Annotated in this window: 18 protein-coding genes; all 18 read right to left on the bottom strand. The window is 68.0% G+C overall.

Features of this window, described 5'->3' with window-relative positions; translation table 11 throughout:
* Positions 1-24 precede the first annotated feature (24 nt).
* Positions 25-1,716, bottom strand: coding sequence for an alpha/beta hydrolase (locus tag AC6CHX_RS10500; protein ID WP_498272774.1), 1,692 nt, complete (start codon positions 1,714-1,716; stop codon positions 25-27).
* A complete protein-coding gene (locus tag AC6CHX_RS10495; protein WP_498272773.1) occupies positions 1,697-2,017 on the bottom strand; it encodes a hypothetical protein in 321 nt (106 codons plus the stop codon). The genes AC6CHX_RS10500 and AC6CHX_RS10495 overlap by 20 nt, the downstream gene beginning before the upstream one ends.
* 130 nt (positions 2,018-2,147) lie before the next feature.
* Complete coding sequence (locus tag AC6CHX_RS10490; protein ID WP_028501988.1) at positions 2,148-2,435, bottom strand: WXG100 family type VII secretion target; 288 nt, start codon at positions 2,433-2,435, stop codon at positions 2,148-2,150.
* Between the two features lie 118 nt (positions 2,436-2,553).
* Entirely contained in the window at positions 2,554-3,231 is a 678-nt protein-coding gene (locus tag AC6CHX_RS10485; RefSeq protein WP_498272772.1) for a hypothetical protein, read from the bottom strand.
* Positions 3,228-4,079, bottom strand: coding sequence for a hypothetical protein (locus AC6CHX_RS10480; RefSeq protein WP_498272771.1), 852 nt, complete (start codon positions 4,077-4,079; stop codon positions 3,228-3,230). Before AC6CHX_RS10480 ends, AC6CHX_RS10485 begins: the two co-directional genes overlap by 4 nt.
* 41 nt (positions 4,080-4,120) lie before the next feature.
* Positions 4,121-4,711 (bottom strand): hypothetical protein, encoded by a 591-nt coding sequence (locus AC6CHX_RS10475; RefSeq protein WP_498272770.1) that lies wholly within the window; start codon positions 4,709-4,711, stop codon positions 4,121-4,123.
* Positions 4,711-6,021: a hypothetical protein gene (locus AC6CHX_RS10470; protein ID WP_498272769.1), complete on the bottom strand. Its 1,311-nt coding sequence runs from the start codon at positions 6,019-6,021 to the stop codon at positions 4,711-4,713. Before AC6CHX_RS10470 ends, AC6CHX_RS10475 begins: the two co-directional genes overlap by 1 nt.
* Before the next feature lie 13 nt (positions 6,022-6,034).
* Positions 6,035-6,382, bottom strand: a complete 348-nt coding sequence (locus AC6CHX_RS10465; RefSeq protein WP_452327109.1) for a hypothetical protein — start codon at positions 6,380-6,382, stop codon at positions 6,035-6,037.
* Between the two features lie 87 nt (positions 6,383-6,469).
* Positions 6,470-7,366, bottom strand: a complete 897-nt coding sequence (locus AC6CHX_RS10460) for a hypothetical protein (protein ID WP_498272768.1) — start codon at positions 7,364-7,366, stop codon at positions 6,470-6,472.
* A 79-nt stretch (positions 7,367-7,445) separates the two neighbouring features.
* Positions 7,446-7,733 carry a WXG100 family type VII secretion target gene (locus tag AC6CHX_RS10455; RefSeq protein WP_028501988.1) on the bottom strand — a complete coding sequence of 96 codons (288 nt, stop codon included), beginning with the start codon at positions 7,731-7,733 and terminating at the stop codon, positions 7,446-7,448.
* Positions 7,734-7,855: 122 nt separating this feature from the next.
* Positions 7,856-8,452, bottom strand: coding sequence for a hypothetical protein (locus AC6CHX_RS10450; RefSeq protein ID WP_498272767.1), 597 nt, complete (start codon positions 8,450-8,452; stop codon positions 7,856-7,858).
* Entirely contained in the window at positions 8,443-9,012 is a 570-nt protein-coding gene (locus tag AC6CHX_RS10445; protein ID WP_136040482.1) for a hypothetical protein, read from the bottom strand. The genes AC6CHX_RS10450 and AC6CHX_RS10445 overlap by 10 nt, the downstream gene beginning before the upstream one ends.
* A complete protein-coding gene (locus AC6CHX_RS10440) occupies positions 9,009-9,503 on the bottom strand; it encodes a hypothetical protein (RefSeq protein ID WP_498272766.1) in 495 nt (164 codons plus the stop codon). The genes AC6CHX_RS10445 and AC6CHX_RS10440 overlap by 4 nt, the downstream gene beginning before the upstream one ends.
* 4 nt (positions 9,504-9,507) lie before the next feature.
* Complete coding sequence (locus AC6CHX_RS10435) at positions 9,508-10,794, bottom strand: hypothetical protein (RefSeq protein ID WP_498272765.1); 1,287 nt, start codon at positions 10,792-10,794, stop codon at positions 9,508-9,510.
* A complete protein-coding gene (locus AC6CHX_RS10430; RefSeq protein ID WP_136040485.1) occupies positions 10,794-11,123 on the bottom strand; it encodes a hypothetical protein in 330 nt (109 codons plus the stop codon). Before AC6CHX_RS10430 ends, AC6CHX_RS10435 begins: the two co-directional genes overlap by 1 nt.
* Before the next feature lie 111 nt (positions 11,124-11,234).
* Complete coding sequence (locus tag AC6CHX_RS10425; RefSeq protein WP_498272764.1) at positions 11,235-15,734, bottom strand: type VII secretion EssC family protein; 4,500 nt, start codon at positions 15,732-15,734, stop codon at positions 11,235-11,237.
* A 43-nt stretch (positions 15,735-15,777) separates the two neighbouring features.
* The gene (locus AC6CHX_RS10420; RefSeq protein WP_498272763.1) at positions 15,778-17,124 is read right to left on the bottom strand and encodes an RDD family protein; all 1,347 of its coding nucleotides are present in this window, start codon (positions 17,122-17,124) and stop codon (positions 15,778-15,780) included.
* Entirely contained in the window at positions 17,121-17,831 is a 711-nt protein-coding gene (locus AC6CHX_RS10415) for a hypothetical protein (protein WP_136040923.1), read from the bottom strand. Before AC6CHX_RS10415 ends, AC6CHX_RS10420 begins: the two co-directional genes overlap by 4 nt.

Below are 17,831 nucleotides of genomic sequence, written 5' to 3'. Positions count from 1 at the left end.
CCTGCCTCGACGTCGCCCTACTCATCACAGCGGTTCGCCGTTGGCCACGATATTGGCAATGTTACGGAAGGATTCCGAGTCTCTCGCGAGGTAGCCGTTGTCTTCTTCCCACCAGCCCCAGACACTGTTGCCGCCATCATGGGACGCGTGACCCGGGGTCCCGAGTCCGTTCTCGGTTCCGCCATCGAGCCTCGGCACCGTTCCACCGTCGCTCTCGAAGCTGATCGCTCCCGGCAGCTCCTCGGGATTGGTGCCGTGCCCGAACGAGCTGTGTTCACCGTAGCGGGCGACCAGATCACCAGGGGCGCGCGACGCGTAGATCTGCGTCCCGGAGTAGTCCATCGGGTCATCGCCGGTCCAGGTCTGGTGGTAGCCGTCCGGCACACCCGCCGAGCCCACCGCGATCAGGTTGTCGACGCCGAGGTTGTCGGCCGATCCGCCCACCGCGAGGAACGCGGTCGTGCTGCCGTACGAGTGACCGATGACCGAGGTGGTCACGCCGGACGAGACCTCGTTGTCGAGCCCTCTCAGGGTCGCGCTGAGCGTCGCGGCACCCTCGGTGGCGCTGCCCATGGTGTGCTCGGTGAGGAGGTTGGGCGAGTCGTACCCGTACCAGGCGATGGTCGCCGAGCGCACCCCGGCGTCCGTTCCGTAATCGTCGGCATAGCCGTTGAGGTTGCGGGCGCTCTCTCCCCACGCCTCGAGATCGCCGAGGCTCGAGAACATCCCTCCGACGAGCACGTTGACGTTCGTGATCCCCTCCATCGGGTCGATCGGATCTCCGTTCTCGTCCGTGATGCTCACGCCGTACATGACCGCCGCGGTAGCCTGCGGCTGCTCGAAGGGGTTGAACATCAGCAGCTGACCGTCGAACCGGTTGATCTCGATACCGAGGTTCTTGAACTGCGTGTCGAGCGGCTCGCCATAGGGCCCTGCGTCGATCACGTTGTCGTATGCCGTCCTGTTGGCGATCATACGGTCGAGGTACGGGACGCCCTCGAGGTTCCCGATGAACCCGGGGTGCGTCCGGTGGAGCGCGTCCCGCTGCGCATCGGTGAGGCTGTCCCAGATCTCCGTCACCGCGGCCGGGCTGTCGGCGTTGGCCAGCGCGTCGATCGCCGAGAGGGTGGACTCGCTGAGTGTCGTGCCATCGGATCGCACGAGCGCGGCGACCGCCGCGCCGTACGCCTCATCCCACAGGGAGTACGCGGCCTCCCAGCTCTCCCAGAGACCTTCGAGGGCGCTGCGGGTGGAGGCGAGGACGCTCTCCGCATCGGTCACGTCCTGCTCCGCCGTCGCCCGCGTGCGCGCATCGTCGTCGGGGGTGCACAGCTGCTGCTGCGATTCGGCGGTGTCGAGGTTCGTGACCGCGGCCTCGTTCGCGGCATGCGCCGCCTCGATGTCGTCGATGAGGTCGTTGGCTGCCTTGGCATGCGTGGCGACGGCCTCGCCGTAGGCCCGGACGACGTCGGCGATGCGGCCGAGCGTGGCGATGGTCGGGGTCATCCGACTCGCGAGGGCACCGGACTCGCTCTGCACGAGAGTGATGCTCTGCCCTCTGCCCTCCAGCCCGCCGTCGATGTTGCGCAGCACGATCTGCGCATCGCCACCCGCGTCGCGAAGCGTGCCGATATCGGCGTGGATGCCTTCGAGCTGGCCGCTGTCGTACTCGATCTTCTCGAGCGTCCACCCGCGGTTAGGAGAGGTCAGAGACATAGTCCGCATCCCATCCGCTACCCAGCGACACGTCGAGGTCTTCGAACGACGCGCTGATGGTGGTCAGGCGGTCGGTGATCCCGATGCCGGCGAGGTGCTGTGCCCGGGCCTCGAGCATCGCCTGCCCGAGCGCGTTCTCGAGCATCACCCGCAGCCCGGTGCGCCCGACCGGGTTTCCCACCCCGTTGTCGCGCGCCGCGATGTCGTTCGCGTACACGACGTAGTCGCCGACCGACTGGCCGATCTGCAGGATCGCGCCCTCGAGCGCTTGCTTGTCGATCTCGACGTCTGACATGGCCACCCCCCGGTTCTGCCCTGATCAGCATATCGGGGGCCCTCCGGATCACCGATGGGGAGAACTCCCCATCCCCCGGGCACGAGAAAGGGGCCGACGGCGAACCGTCGACCCCTCCCGAAAACCGTGCTGTGTGTCAGCTGCCGGCGAGCTGCTGGTCCAGGTCCTGGATCGCACGCATCATGCCCAGCAGCGACTCGGACATGTCGTTGATACCGTCGACCGCGGTCTTCAGACCCGTCGTCAGCTCCGTGTAACCCTCACCGAACTTCCCCGACGCGTGCTGCGTCTTGAAGTCCTCACCCAGAAGAGTGTCGACCTGACCCTTCAACGTGTCCAGCTGACCCTGAATGTCATCACGAGCCTGCGACAGCGACGACGCCACCTGCTCCATCTCTGCATAAGACGCACCGAAATCGGCCATCGTCCACACCTCCGCTAGTTGAGAGAACCGGACCCCTCCGGCCCGAACACCCCCACCCTACGGGCATCCGACGGACACCGTCGATGGGGACAACTCCCCATCCCGAGCCGAGGGCCGCTCAGCCGCCGTCGGTCGGCGCCTGCTCCACGGCGACGGGGACCGCCGGCTCCTCGGCCAGCTGTTCCCACGCGAAGGTCGAGATCATCGCATCGCTGAGCAGCTCGATGCCGTCGAGCACCTCCGCCGGGATGACATCACCGTCAGGGATCACGATCGTGGAGGTGAAGACGAGCGCCTTGCGACGCAACGTCCCCGGCACCGGGATGATGTACGTCACAGTCCGGCCTCCGACACCGTCGATCGCCTGCGCGCCGGCAGGCCGCTTCGTCTCGGCCGACCAGCGGACGATGTGCTTGAGATTCTCGTCGAGGAAGACCGCGCCGCGGGTGCGGAACGCCTCCGTCACCCACGCGTCGAGGTTCTCGCCGTCGGGCGCATCGAGCGCAGAGGCCGTGATCGAGAGGGGCAGCAGCTCCTCCATCGGCACTTCTTCCTGCCGGTAGATCGCGAACACCTTGGTGCGCCGCATGCCCTGGTTGGCCTGCGCCATCATCGTGCGGAACTCGGCGTCCAGATCGGGGCGCCCTGCCTGCATGAAGATCGCGCTGGCCTTGCGCACATCCTCCTGCTGCCCCGCGTTCGTCGGCAGATGCGTCGCCCACCCCGGAGGCAGGACGAGGCGGAAGGCGGGGATGCCGAAGCGGAACTCCACACCGAGGTCGTTCATCTCGTTCATCGCGTCTGCGCTCGCTTCTTCATGCGTTCCTTGACCTCTGGGTTTCCTTGCAGCGTCAGAGTGCTGAGGCGTGCAGTTCCCAGTCCAGACCGCTTCCACCCCTTCGCCAGCGATCGCGCGACCGGGCGATGGTCGTGCGATGCCGCAACGGCGAGCTCGCGCCAGGTCGTCAGCATCCCGTCGAAGATCTCCGTGCGCGCTGCACGGTTCAGCCGTGCGAGTTGGCGCCGAGCCTTCCGTCGTTCGTGCTCGATCAGAGACCAGGTGTCGCCATCGCGCTTGAGCTCGAGTTGCGCCAGCCGGTCCACCAGTAGATCGAAAAGCCCGTCGAGCTCGCGACGAAGCTCCGGCACACGGGTGAGGACTCTGCCCTCTTCCGCCATCCACGCCGCTGTGATCGCTTCCGCGCAGTGGTAGCAGGTCTGCTTGGGGAGCACGCGCGTGCGCGCGTACCCACACGTGCACTTGTCGACGATCGCGGCGAGCATCTGATCCAAGGTCGCCAGATCACCGAAGGTCGTCTCGGCCTCGGGTACCGCCTCAAGCGAGTCCAGAAGCGACGCCGCTCCTGGGGCATCCACCTCACCGAGCAGCGCGTCGTAGTCGCTCAGTTTCAGCGCATCTCTCGCACTGATCCACCGGGCCAGATCGTCGGCCGGCAGAATACCGCGCACGGACGCGGCGTAACCCGCCAGCGCCGAGCGCTGTATCGAGCCCAAGTGCTGGGCGAACGCCTCAGCATCCGTATCGCCCGCGGTATCACGTCGCTCGATCAGATCCCGAATCTTCTCGGCTCCCGCACGCGCCGCCGCCACATGGCGGTCGGCCAGGGCCGGATGCTGCGCCATCAGCTGCTCCTCGATACCGACCAGTTCCGCGCGTCCCACCACTAGGCGTCCACGGTTTGCGGGAGTCGGATTCCCAGAATCAGACGCATCAGCTGCTCCTCGAACAAGACGAAGGCGGGAAGGGTCGTCCCCAGCGTATCGACAAGGATGCTCCACGTACCGTCGTTTAGTCGCACTGTCCATTGGGTTATCAGCAACGGTCGCTCACCTTCGACCTGAGTGGTCCGTCGCGCGATGAAACCGCTGCCGTGGGTCTCGGTGCGCAGCGGGAGCAGGTCGAACCCGGCCGAGAAACTTGCGTCATCGAAGACGTCCTCGGTCGGCGCACCACCCGGACCCGAGGAGCGTGACACGGAGATGGTGACGAGGAGGTCGCTATACAGGTCCTCCGGTGCGAACCACAGGCGAGTCACGTCATCCTGCGCCTGGGACAGCAACGCCTCGGCTGTCGCGCGCAGCAGCGCGGACCCCTGCGGATCAGACATCGGCGCGCCCGAGTATCGCGCGAGGGCAGCCTCTATCCACTCGTGGGCCGCACCAGGTTCGAGCCGATCCCCGTTCGTCGCAGGAAGCGGCACGTACCACGCAGCGTCGAAGTCGAGGTCCCAGACGAAGCCCTCATCCGCTCCCATCAGATGAGCCCGTTGACGAGCCCCGCGGGAGACAGCCCCCCGGAGGGTTTGCCGTTGCCCGACACGCCAACAGCACGATCCGCCCACCTGAAGGTGTTCCAAGCGGCCTCGAACATGGAGTTCGTCGGGGCTGTGGCGATCGCATCGAGCCCCGCCGGCATCGCCCCACGGAGCACCTCCTGGAACCGGGGGCCCGTCGACGCGACCGCGTCACTGAACGCCACACCGAACGATCGGTTGGCACCGAAGAAGAACCGCTCACCCAGCCCGCCCACGAGGTTGTTTCCGAGCTGACGAACACCGGAGACCCGGGACGCGTACGCTCCAAAGTTCTGTGAGACGATGCCGCGCCACGGCGTCACCGTGCCCGCCAAACCCCGCAGGCCCCTCATCTGCTGCACAGGGTTGCGGAACTGCCCCACGAACTCCTCGACGAACTTCGTCTTTCGCGAGAAGATCTTGCCGAGCTTGCCCACAGGGAGGATGCCGATGATGGCCCAGCCGAGATCGCCCCAGCCCTTGCGCCCGTCGAACATCAGGGCGACCGTGAGGGCGAGCGCGATGACGCCGACCACCAGGGCCGCGATGGCGAAGAACGGTCCGCCGATGATCAGGCCCAGCACGGCGATCGCCAGACCGACCCAGCTCACCCACTCGGCCACGACGGCGAGGACACCGGCGACGTTCTCCCACGTGGAGTCCTCGCCGATCTTGTTCGCATCCGTCAGCCCGGAGACGGCGGCCTCGTAGGCCCCGTGCCAGGTGTCGTACTCGCCGTCGAAGGCGTCGAGGTTGTCGTTGTGCGTCGTCTCGGCGGTGTTGAGAGTCGACGCCGCACCCGAGGCCGCGTTGGCGAGGTTCGTTCCGGCTGTCGTGCTCGCCGATGCGTCTTCGGGCGCCGGCGGGTTCAGGCGCGTGGACGTGTTGTGCGCCTGCAGCGCGTCGGCGGCGTCGGCGGCGTTGGACTGTGCGGTCTGCAGCTCGGTGAGGCTCGTCTGGCAGTCCGCCACGATGGTGCGCATGCGGCTCTGCGCGGTCTCGAGCGCCGCGGCGTAGTTGCTCAGCGTGGTGCCTGCCGGCTTGTAGCGTCGGCCGGCCTCATCGAGATCTTTGTGGACGTCGCCGACGACATCCTTGATCTTGTCCATCGCATAGCCTTCGCCATCGACAGAGCCGTCCTTGATGTCCTTGAGCGTCGCGGCGGCGCTGACCATGCTGTCACCGAGCTCGACGATCTTCGCCCCGCGGTCGGCGATCGCCACGGCGTCTCCGGGCACGACCTCGACGTCACGTCCCTTGTTCGTCTGCATCTGCTTCTCTCCCCTAGACCGCGGCCGGCTGACGGCCGGCCCCCGGCGCGTTCCCCGAACCGGACTGCTCCATCGACGTCGCCATCTCGGTGTCGAGGCTGGTGACCTCGTCGACCGTGCCCTTGACTCGCTGGGCGACCTCTTTGAGCTTCGTGAGCAGCTTGTCGCGGCTGTCGTTCCAGCTGCCCTCGAAGTCGTGGCAGCGGTCCTTCAGACGACCGTCGCCGTAGGGTGTGCCGACGGCGTTCTCGACGTCGTCCTGCTTGGCCGCGGCGGCTTCCAGCTCGGCCACGATCGCCGTGAGCTTCTCGCTGGTGATGCTCAGATCACTGATCGGTATGAGCACGCGTTCGCCTGCCATGGTCCCCTCCTTCATCCCCGGACGTTTCGAGGTTACTGGCAGAGGTCGAGGCTGGCGATGGGGAGTACTCCCCATCCGCGCTGCGCGTCAGACCCTCCAGCTGCTGTTCTTGCGCTTCTCGGAATCCTTGACGAACGCTGTGATGCTCTCCGCGTCCGCACGCATGCCGAGTTCGGTGAGCGCTGCCGCGCCGAGACCGCGCTTGTGCACCTTCTGCGCGGTCGAACGCACGCTCGTGGTCGCGACGCGCGACAGCGGGTCGATGAAGCTGCTCCATCGGCGCAGGTCGACGTTCGCCAGGTCGGCTCGGTGTGCGCGCGCCAGCCGACCGATACGGCGTCCGCCCGCCTTCCGTTTGCCGAAAGCCTCGGAGACGAGGTACTCGCCGCGGGTCTGGAACACCTTCGTCTGCTGCTGCGCGACGTCTTCGATCACCTGCGCGACCTCTTCCGCGTATGCGGGCATTCCGCGGAGCAGCCGGCGCTCCTCGGCCACCCAGCGTCGCAGCAGCACTTCGCCGCATTCCGGACACACCTGCTTCGGGAGGATTCCGTCGACCGCATAGCCGCACGCGCAGTCGATACCGCGCTGCTGCGGCCTGTGCGGACGTCCGCCGAGCTTCTCGCGCAGCAGGGCTGCGCCGACAGCGCTGCGCCCGAGCTCATCCACCAGGAGCCCCTCACCACTTCTGCGCTGCATCTCCGCGACGAGCGCCTCCCATCGTTCCTGGTCGGCAGGGCGGATCAGGGCACGTGCCGATGCCGCGTATTCGTCGAGCACGGCCGCGATCTCGGCATCCTGGGCCGCACGCTTCAGCGCCGTCGCCGATGTCGCGCCGGGCCACGACGGAAAGGAGATTCGCCCGGCCAGCTCCCGCATCCGCGCGTCCCCCGAGACTCCCGTCGCCTCGTGCAGCGCGGCCAGAGGCGCGCTCCCCTCCAGGACGCCACGTTCGAACTCCTCGACAGCATCGGACGCACTCATGCTCCCACCGTAAACGCCCACACACGACGAAGAGGGCCGACCGTCATGGTCGACCCTCTTCGTATAGCCGTGCTGTGTGTCAGCTGCCGGCGAGCTGCTGGTCCAGGTCCTGGATCGCACGCATCATGCCCAGCAGCGACTCGGACATGTCGTTGATACCGTCGACCGCGGTCTTCAGACCCGTCGTCAGCTCCGTGTACCCCTCACCGAACTTGCCCGACGCGTGCTGCGTCTTGAAGTCCTCACCCAGAAGAGTGTCGACCTGACCCTTCAACGTGTCCAGCTGACCCTGAATGTCATCACGAGCCTGCGACAGCGACGACGCCACCTGCTCCATCTCTGCATAAGACGCACCGAAATCGGCCATCGTCCACACCTCCGCTAGTTGAGAGAACCGGACCCCTCCGGCCCGAATAACACCACCCTACGGGGCAGCGACGAAACCCGTCGATGGGGACAACTCCCCATCCCCGCGCAGTGCGTGCACCCTCACGCCGTGCGGAAGCGGAACGTGCGGAACATCTCCTCCACCTCCGGCTGGACGGCTTCCAACCGGACGGGATCCTCGTCGAGAAAGTCGAGCAGGAAGATAAGCCCGTCGCGCACGCCGATGGATCGGACCGCCCCGATCGTCATGACCGGGGATCCTGCCCTCGTCACGTCCTCTATCTCCGCGCTCACGGCAACGTTCACGGCGACGTCGAAAGCGGTTCCCTCGAGGATGCTCCAGGTCTGCACGAACCCGCCGATGCCCAACCGCGCGTACTGCAGCAGGTCGTCGGCCGTGGTCGCCGACGTCTCGCCGATGTAGAGATGGATGACGATCGGATAGCCGCCGACATACTCCGTGCGCCAGAAACGCTCGTGCGCGCCCCCGGGAATCGGGGTCGGCGCCGCCTGCAGCGCCAACGCCTGCTCGGTCAGCAGCTCGGCGGTGGACTCCGCCCCGGTGCCCGCGAGCAGATCTGAAGCCAGCACAGACGCCCACTCCTGCGCGGTGGCGAACTCACTCCACGGAAAGCTGAACGGAATCGGGACCCAGCGGCGTCCGTCGACGGTGAAGTCGTACTGCAGCTCTACTGCCACCGGAAGGTCTCCATGATCGAATCGGCGAGCTCGATGGCAGCTTCCACGAGGAGCGGATCCGCATCGTCCGGGTAGGGCAGCGAGGCGGTGAAGACGAGCCCACGACGGGAGTTCTCCTCCGGCAGCGCGAAGCCGTACCCGACCGAGCGGACGGCGATCCCCTCGAGCTCACCCTCACCGGGCTTCGTCCACTCCCAGCGGAGGATCGGCCCGATGGCCGTGTCGAAGGTCACGATTTCGGCCGTCGTCAGCGTGCGGAGGCCGGCCGCGAAGGTGGAACCGGCCGAGGCGACCTGCTGGCGGACCGCGATCGACAGCGGCAGATGGGTCAGCCCCTCGACCTCCCGATCGGCGAGATAGATGCTGTGGGTGCGGGTCTGCTCCAGCCGACGCCACTGCGAGGTGGCCAGCATCCGCAGCCGCACGTCGAGCTCAGGCTGCCCCAGCTGTTTCATCCGGGATGACACCTTCGCGATGTACCGCTTCCGCCCCTCCTCATCGACACGGTACTGCGACCAGCCGGGGGGCATCATGATGCGGAACCCGCTGAGGGCCGTCATCCGCGAGCACTCTCCCGGGAGCGGGCTCGGGCTCGGGCAACGGCGAGACCCAGAAGCAGCACCCCGAGCGCCACGAGGAAGTAGATCGATGCGATCCACTGTGTCCCGATAAACGCGTCACCCCAGCGAGCTGGGTCTTCCGGGGCGACTCCGGCCAGGATCACGGACGAGACCGCGGAAGCCGCGACCGGGCCGATCAGTCGACGCACACCGTCCTCGTCCGAGCGACGGTTCGTCGCGGCCACCCCTATCGCCAGCACGATCGCGGCCACGCCGAGGACGATGAGAAGCGCCTTCGGCGCCTCGAAGAGCGGGTACGGAAAGATGACTCCCCACTTCGTGTCCATGGTGTCACTGGCCTTACCGCCGGAGAAGATCAGCGAGCCGACCAGAAAAGCGATCAGCATCGCGGGAGGTACGAGCACCACGACGCCCATGGCCACCCGAAAGAACTTCGCTACCGCCGCTGATCCGCCACTCCTCGTCGCCACGCGTTCAGCCTACCCGGACGTCGCGAAGGCCCGGGATCTCCGGCTGCGCATCGATCAGGCCCAAACCATCCGTGAGAGAGAAGCCGCCCCACGACATCACGTTCACGGTCTGCCGGATCCCGCCGGGAAGGCTGGCCGCCGTCGACGAGATGAACTGCTGGACGCCGGGATTGGTGGCGTACGGCGAACTGCGCAGGGTGTTGAGGAAGGTAGAGGTCTGGGCGGTCTGCGATCCCCCGAACCTGATCGCGTCGAACGGATTGGTGAGCATCCCCGGTTTCGGCAGCGCCCGCACCGACTGGAGGGGCGCAAACAGCGACCGGAACGGCGTACCCCAGGTCGTCGGCCTCAGGAAAGAGAACCGGGGCAGATTCGACCGGATCGCGGCGGTGACGACACCACGACCGCCCTGGACCACGCTCGACAGCGTGGGAACTCCCCGAGACAGCAGCTTGCCGAGACCGAACGGCAGCAAGCCGACCGCGCTCCAGGCGACATCGCTCAACGTCGCCCGGCCGAACGCGAACTTCAACGTGGTCAACAGGAAAGACGCCGCCGCCAGGACGAAGATGATGGCCCCGAGCAACCCGGTGAGCGGCGCGCCGATGACCAGGGCGATGATGCTGAGCACCACCAGGACGATCGCGATGATGTCGAGCACCTGGTCGATGAACTCCCAGAAGCCGTCGTTGTTCCCGGCCGTATCGATGGCCTTCTCGATGCCGTCCACGGCGGCGTCGTAGGCGTCGGACCACTCGTCGAAGACGCTGTCGAACGCGGACCACATCTCATTGCGCGCGGTCGTGGCGTTCGTCAGGTTCGTCCGTGCCGCCGACGCCGAGAATTCGGCGTCGTCCAGCGCGTCCGCTTCCGCCGAGTCGGCTTCGGCCCCCGCAGCGCGCGACGTCGCCAGGCTGGCGGCGAGATCCGCGTCTTCCTTCTCGTCGAGAGCGGCCTGATACGCCCGCTCCGCCGCCTCGACCTCCCCGATGTTGCTCGCCAGCCAGGAGTTGGCGACGCCCAGTGCCTCGCCGTACGTCGTCAGCGTCTTGCCCGTGCCCGAGTAGCGGGTGGCCGCCGCAGAAAGGTCGGTCGCAGTCTCGCTCGCCATCTCGGCGAGCTTGTCGGTGCCTTTGCTCTTGTGCACGGACGAGTCGCCGATGCTCTTCAGCTGGGTCGCGGTCTCGTCCATCGTCGTGGCGAGCGTCGTGAGCTGGTTGCCCCGAGCCACGATATCGGCCGCGTTGCCTTCGAGGATCTGGAGCTCGTTGCCGGTATTCGGAGACCGCATCAGACCGCCCTGCTCGCGCTGACCTGCTGCGTGCTCGTCGACCCCTCGAGCTCACTCGCGGTCGACGTGTCCCATTCGGTCCAGCCGTCGATGATCGACGTGAGCTGGTCCTTGATGTTCGTGAGGTTCTCCTGCAGCTTCCCGCGCTTGTCGCGCCAGGCCACCTCGAAATCGATGACCTGGTTCAACAGGTCGCCCCGTCCGTCCGGGCGCTTGATCGCGCCCTCCAGGTCGTCATTGGTGTTCGCCGCCTGGTCGAACTCCCCGATCGCCGCTTCCAGACCCGATTTCGCGTCCTTCAGCTGAGCGAGGTCGAGCATGATGTCCATCTGGCGTCTCCCCTCCGGTCTTTCCTGCACGGCGACGGCAACCGTCCCGGCTCCGAAACACTAACAACCCCTCATCGACTCCGTCGATGGGGACAACTCCCCACCACGGGCCTACCCCTCGACGAGCGGCAGCTGCACCGTGACCTGACGACCCGCCTGGACGAAGATTCCTCGCCCCTCGGGGAAGTCGGTGCGCTTGACCTTCGGGAACGGCACCTTGAACACGGCGTCGCCGTCGAACGAGTCGGGCTTGAGGATGATGCCCTTGCGCCCGGCCTTGAAGTCGCCGATGAACCCGAACCCGCTCGTCACCTGCGTGACGTCCGCGTCGCCGATCAGCAGGTGGTCGCTGCGGTTGATGGCCTGGAACAGCGCCTTCATCTCGCGCTCGGCGGGGCTGTCGGCGAACTGCGGCACGTCTTCGACGACGACCAGCACCCGCGTCGGAAGCGCCTCGTCGGCGATCAGCTCGGTGATCTCCTTGGCGAGCTCCTTCGCCTCCTCCGGCGTGACGGCGCTGCGCGTCCACGGGACGTAGTCCTTGAGCTGGGCGCGACGCCCACCGAAGTGGAACAGCACGACGGCCGGATCGAGGCGCCGCATCGACGTGATGATCGCCTTGAGCGCATTCGTCTTGCCGGCCAGCGGCGGACCGGCGACGACGAACGTGCCGACCGGGTCGAAGTCGCGTGCGGCCAGCGTGTCCTCCGCGACGCCGAGCACCGGGAACTCGCCGATCCGGTCGGGCAGATCGCGCACGGACAGCCGGGTGGGCAGCGCGCCGATCTCGGGCACCTCCCTGGCCCCGGCGGCACGCAGCTTCTCGGCGAGCTGCTCGAGGAGCTTCGTCTGCTCGGCCACGTTCGGGGTGCCGCCGAGCGTGGCGATCTGCGTCTCGCGACCGTCGATGATCGCGCGACCGGGGGCAGAGCGCTCGTCCAGCACATCCTTGGGGGCGTTGAGCATCGCGTAGCCGGACTCGTCCGAGAGACGCAGCACGACGCGGCGCGAGACGTTCGCGCTGACCGCCGTCGGCACCGAGCCCGAACGGTCGGCACTCGCGACGACGTGCACGCCGAGCGGCCGCCCCTCGCCCAGGATCCGCATGAAGGTCTGGTAGAACGGCATCCGCGCGGTCGTCGACTCCCACTCGCCGCGGAACTGCGGGAAGCCGTCGATCAGCAGCACGATGCGCGCCTCGGCCTTGCCGGTGATCTCCCGGTACTCGGTGAGGCTCGACGCATTGGCCGCGCTGAAGCGCTTGCCGCGGTCGTCGAGCACCCGGGCGAGGGAGCGCAGCACCCGCTGCACGCGCTCGGCGTCGTCACCCGAGATGATCGACCCGACATGCGGCAGCACCTCCAGACTCTTGAGCGCCCCGGAACCGAAGTCGAGTCCGTACACCTCGACGTTCGAGTGCGCCGGATCGAAGCCCGCCGCGATCGCGATCGTCCGCAGCACGGTGGACTTGCCCGAGCCGCTGGTGCCGTAGACGAGGAGAGAGCCGTCCTTGTCGGGGTGGAAGTACGCCGGCTCCTGCAGCTGCCGTTCCGGGACGTCCATCTTGCCGAGCAGCACCTGACCGTCGCCGAGGACGGGGAGATCGCGCATATCGACGGCTCCCTCGAGGTCGTCGAGCCACGGGCGTCGGGGAGCGGGAATGCGTGCCACGCGCGCCGCGTTCACGAGCGTCGCCACGATGCGCTTCTGGTCGTTCGGCCCGAGGTCCTCGTCGTGCGAGTCCGATTCCGGAGCCTGCTCGGCCTCCCAGGTCTGGATGGAACCGAACCGGAGCTCCGCCACCTTGACCTCGGCGACCTGCGCCTCGTCGGTCGTCCAGCCACCGGCATATGCCGACTGGAACGGCACGAGACGACCGGGGCCCGTCTTCGCGATGCCGCGGCCCGGCAGCGAGGGCGGGAAGGATGCGGCCACCGGGTCGTCGACCACGTCCTTCGAATCCGACTCGTCGGCCATGCGCAGCGCGACGCGCAGGTTGGTGTTCGCGCGGAGGTTGTCCTTGATGACACCCGCCGGGCGCTGCGTCGCCATGATGAGGTGGATGCCGAGCGAACGACCGCGCTGGGCGATGTCGACGACGCCGTCGACGAACTCCGGCACCTCGCCGGCGAGCGCAGCGAACTCGTCGATCACGAGCACCAGCGCCGGCGGCGTCTCGGGGTCGCGGCGCTTCTCGAGCTCGAGCAGATCCTTGGCTTTCTTGCGGTTGAAGAGGTGCTCACGGTGGTGCAGCTCGGCCCGCAGGCTGGTGAGGGCGCGACGCACGAGGTGCGGGCTCAGGTCGGTCACGAGACCCACTGTGTGCGGCAGATCGACGCAGTCCGCGAACGCGGAGCCACCCTTGTAGTCGACGAACAGGAAGGTGACGCGGTCGGGACTGTGCGCGGCGGCCATGCCGAGGACCCACGCCTGCAGGAACTCGCTCTTGCCCGCGCCGGTGGTGCCGCCGACGAGGGCGTGCGGGCCCTGTGTGCGCAGGTCGAGGGTCATGGCGTCGGTCTGCGACTGTCCGACGATGGCACGCAGATTGCCGGCCTTCTTCAGCCGCGACTGCGGCGCTCCGGAGCGGTCGATGATCGTGTTGTTCTGCCGCCAGCGGTCGATGACCGCGTTCGCGTCCTCGGCGACCTCGTTGCCCACCAAGGAGAGGAAGCTCACGGAGTTGGGGATGTCGGAGGAGTCTTCGATCACCGTGCTGGAGTCGACGACGGGTGCCAGACGCTTCGCGAACATCGTCATGTACGCGTGCGAGACCCCCTCGACCTGCACGCCGTGATAGTCCACGCCGCTGCGCACGGTGCCGACCGTGGCGCCGTCGAGGCCCGCACTGACATCCATGAACGTGCGGCACGCCGCGGGGAGGGCGGCGACGACCGGAGCGACGAACAATGCGTACACGCCGACGTCGGCACCGCGTTCGAGGATCTGGGTCAGCCGCGCGCGATCGACCGGTGCGTCGTTCGTGACGATGACCAGGACCGCCGTCTGCCCGGGGAAGGTCGCATCCTCCGCTGCGCGCTTGACATCGGTGCCGTAGCGCATCGGATCCCAGTCGTCGCCGTACGGGGGGCGGGCCGACTTCGCCTCGCGCGAGCGCCGCAGCACGATCTCCTCGAGACCGCTGAGGAGAGCCGCACCTGTGGAGGCGGAGTCGGCGAGGGGCATCTCCTTGAACGGGTTGCGCTCGCTGGAGGTGTGCGGCAGCCACTTGAGCCAGTCGAGCTCGTTGGCCCAGCCCGGCTCGGTGAGGGCGACCGTGACCAGTTCGTTCGGCGAATGCGTGCCGAACAGCTGCACCGCGATCCCGCGCAGCGCGTCGCTCGCCAGCGAGGTGGGACCTGCCACGCCGATCGAGCCCACGCTCTGCAGCGACTCCAGGATCGGTACGTCGGCGATCATGCGGTACCGCTCCTCGAGACGGTCGACGCGCTCGACGTACTCGACCAGCGCCTCCGGCGTCTCGGTGCGCTTGATCCGGGTGCGCGCCACGTCTTCGCAGACACCGAGCCGCAGCGCGAGGAAGTTCCAGTGCTCGGGACGCCGCGTCCACAGCAGGGGACCGAGGCGCATCGCCTCATCGAATACGACAGCGACGGCGGGGACCTCGTTCTGCCGCACCTCCCGCTCCTTCGGGTGCGCGTGGTACAGCCTCTCCTCGAGCCGCTCGAACTGCTCCTCGAACGACTCCACCTCCTTGCGCAGGCGCTGACCGATGTTGGTCTTCTGGGAGATGAAGTTACCGAACATCATCATCGGCGAGGCAGCCGCGATCAGCAGGGACGCCGGCCGTCCGGTGATGCTGTACATCGTCACCGCCAGGAGGATCGGGGCGACGAGCATGGGCCAGGGGAACAGCCGCGAGACCTGATCGCGGGGATACCGCGGCTCGTCGAGATCCTGCCCGGCGAAGCGCTCCTCGACGCGCGGGCTGCGGTTGAACATGAGCGCTCCCCCGCGCTCGAGCACCGGATCGCCGGCCGCCGAGCCGTCGAAGTCGCTCACCATGTGCACCACGAACTCGCAGTCGCCGAGCGCGAAGGTCTGTCCGGGGATGACGCGCAGGCGCTGCACGAGCCCGCCGTCGACGAGGATGCCGTTCGCGGAGTTCAGATCCACGAGCTCGACGAAGGTGGCAGCGACCTCGATCCGCGCGTGCCGCTTCGAGACGAGCGGGTCGGCGATCGTGATGTCGTTCGCCGCGTCGCGACCGATCAGGAAATGGCCGACGGGCAGCGGGAACTCCTGGCCGGCGGCGGGACCGGCGATCACGCGGATCACGGCCGCAGGGCGCAGGCTCGCGCTCCCCACCGAGACCCGGTTCGGTCCGACGTTCACCACCTCGGCGAGGAAACCGGAGCCGATGGGCGCGTCGCCGACCAGCAGGTCGGGGTTGAGCATCGTGAGCTGCTCACTCGTGGGCGGAGCGACCGAGAGCGTTAGCACGTCCTCCGGCGCGGCGACGATGCCGCGGGTGGGGTCGGTCGTGGCGATCTGCCGCGCGACGTCGGCGATGGTCGCCGTCGAGTCCGCCATCACGACGACGTCGGTCAGGGGTGCTGCGGGTCGACGCAGGGTCAGCTTGACTCTCATCGCTCGTCCTCACCGCGCCGAGGGCGCATCACACTGCTTCGGGTCATGCCCGTTCCACCTGCAGGAAACGGTCGCCGAAGCGCACCGTGTCCCCGCTCTGCAGCTCGGCCGGGTGCCCGGCGACGAGCTCGGTCTCCGTGCCGCCTCGCACGATCGCACTGCCGTTGGTCGACGCGCGGTCGACCACGAACACGCCGCGCCGCGCCGGCATCACGGCGATGTGCGTCTTGGACACCGAGCGGGTGTCGTCGACGACGGGCACCAGATGCGCGACGCCCTCGCCGGCGGCCGCGCTGGGCGAGCGTCCGAGCAGGGTCGTCCCCCGCACCTCGATGCGTTCACCGGTGTCGAGCACGAGGACGGCACGCACGCCGGCGGGCGCTGCCGGAGTGGCAGGTTCGGGGGCTGCGGCAGGCGCAGGCGCCGGAGCGAGAGTTGCGGCAGGCGTCGGCGCAGGAACTGGAGCTGCGGCAGGCGCGGCCGCAGGAGCGGGAGCTGCGGCAGGAGCAGGTGCTGGCGCCGGAGCGGGGACAGCCGCGGCCGCGGGCGGAGCCGCTCCGGTGGCCAGCGACGGCGGCACGGCCGAGACCATCGAGTCGATGGCCGGCGAATCGGTCTGCTCCGGGGGCGCGCCCGGGGCGGTGCGATGCGCACCGATGACCCCGCCGGAGAGCCGTGCGCTCGGGATGTACTCGTCGGGAGCATCGCGATCGACCGGAGTCGCGAGGGAGGGCAGCGGCGCCCGCTCTTCATGCTCGGGCGTCTTCACGCGTTTGCGCGCGATGCGCATGCGCTTCTGGTCGTACGGGTTCAGACCGCCGCGCACGTCCACGAACCACGTCGCCGCCGCGAGGTCGAGCCATCCCCGTCCGCGCCGCTCGATGTCGAACAACGGGGAGAGCATGATCACCAGGACCGGGCCGATGAGGGGAACGAGGAGGGATGCGCACGCGACCAGGTAGCGCACCACCGCGCCCCGCCAGAAGCCGGGACGCTCGAGGGTCTTCACGTTCACGGAGCGGATGCCGCAGATCGCCTTGCCGAGCGTCACGCCCTTGCGTCCGTGCAGCACGAGTTGGACCACGGTGTACGCGATCATCAGCCCTTGGGAGGCGGCAGCGGCCACGATGAGCCACACCAGGTCGTCTCGGGCGAAGAATTCGGCGGGCTCGAACCCCCCGGAGAACGCCTGAACGAGCACCGGCGTCAGAGCGATGACGGCGGGCAGGGCGATGACCACCGCCACAGCCAACTCCACGAGCGCGGCGAGCACACGCGAACCGCGTCCCGCGGCGCGCAGCCCCAGCGCTTCGGCGTATGCCGGATCGGGGCGTCCGTACGCGTCGAGTCCTTCGATCTCGGGAGCGCCGTCGTCTATCTCCCAGATCACTCCTGCTCTCCCTCGGCCTCGTCGAGGGAGTGCGCGGTGTCGAGCAGGTGCAGGTCGCTCTTGCCCACCATTCGCGAGGCGATGACATGCTCGACCAGCCGCGCACGCCGGTTGGTCGCGAAGCTGCGCTGACCTCCGCGCATCCCCGGGACGCCGATCCGGTCGAGCTTGTCGCAGACGTTGTCGAGTTTGCGGTTGAACCGCGTGACCGTCCATCCGAGGCGCTCGGCCGCCTTGGCCGACGTCGGGATCTCGCTCATCCCGGTGCCGTCGCGGCGCAGCTGCGGTTCGGCGAGCGCGAGGATGAGCAGCTTCTGGCTGAGAGTCAGCGGCACGTCGCCGATGGTGGAGTCGCCCCCGTCGTCATGCTCGCGCCTGGTCGCATGGAACGTCGGTTCCGCCGCGTGCAAGGTGAGCTCGTACGTCGTGGGACCTGCGCTGAACACGATCGTCGTCTTCTCGAACACGAGCGGGAGGCGCGCACCCGGTGCGAGCCAGGCCTGCACCCCTCCGGCCGAGTCGGTCACCGTCGCCGTGAGGCGGGTGCCGACGTTCGACAGCCACCACAGGCCGTCTGCGTCGGTGATCTCCAAGAAGTGCCGATGCAGGAACAGGTTGTCGTCGAGCTCGAGGTCGCCCTCGCGGCCCACGATGAATCGTCCCCCGCGCTGGACGGGGAAGTACTCCCCCGCGAACTCGACAGTCAC

The sequence above is a fragment of the Microbacterium sp. GQ128 genome (assembly GCF_059758615.1).
Note: the sequence above shows the minus strand (reverse complement) of the source record. Positions and strands in the feature narration are given on the sequence as shown.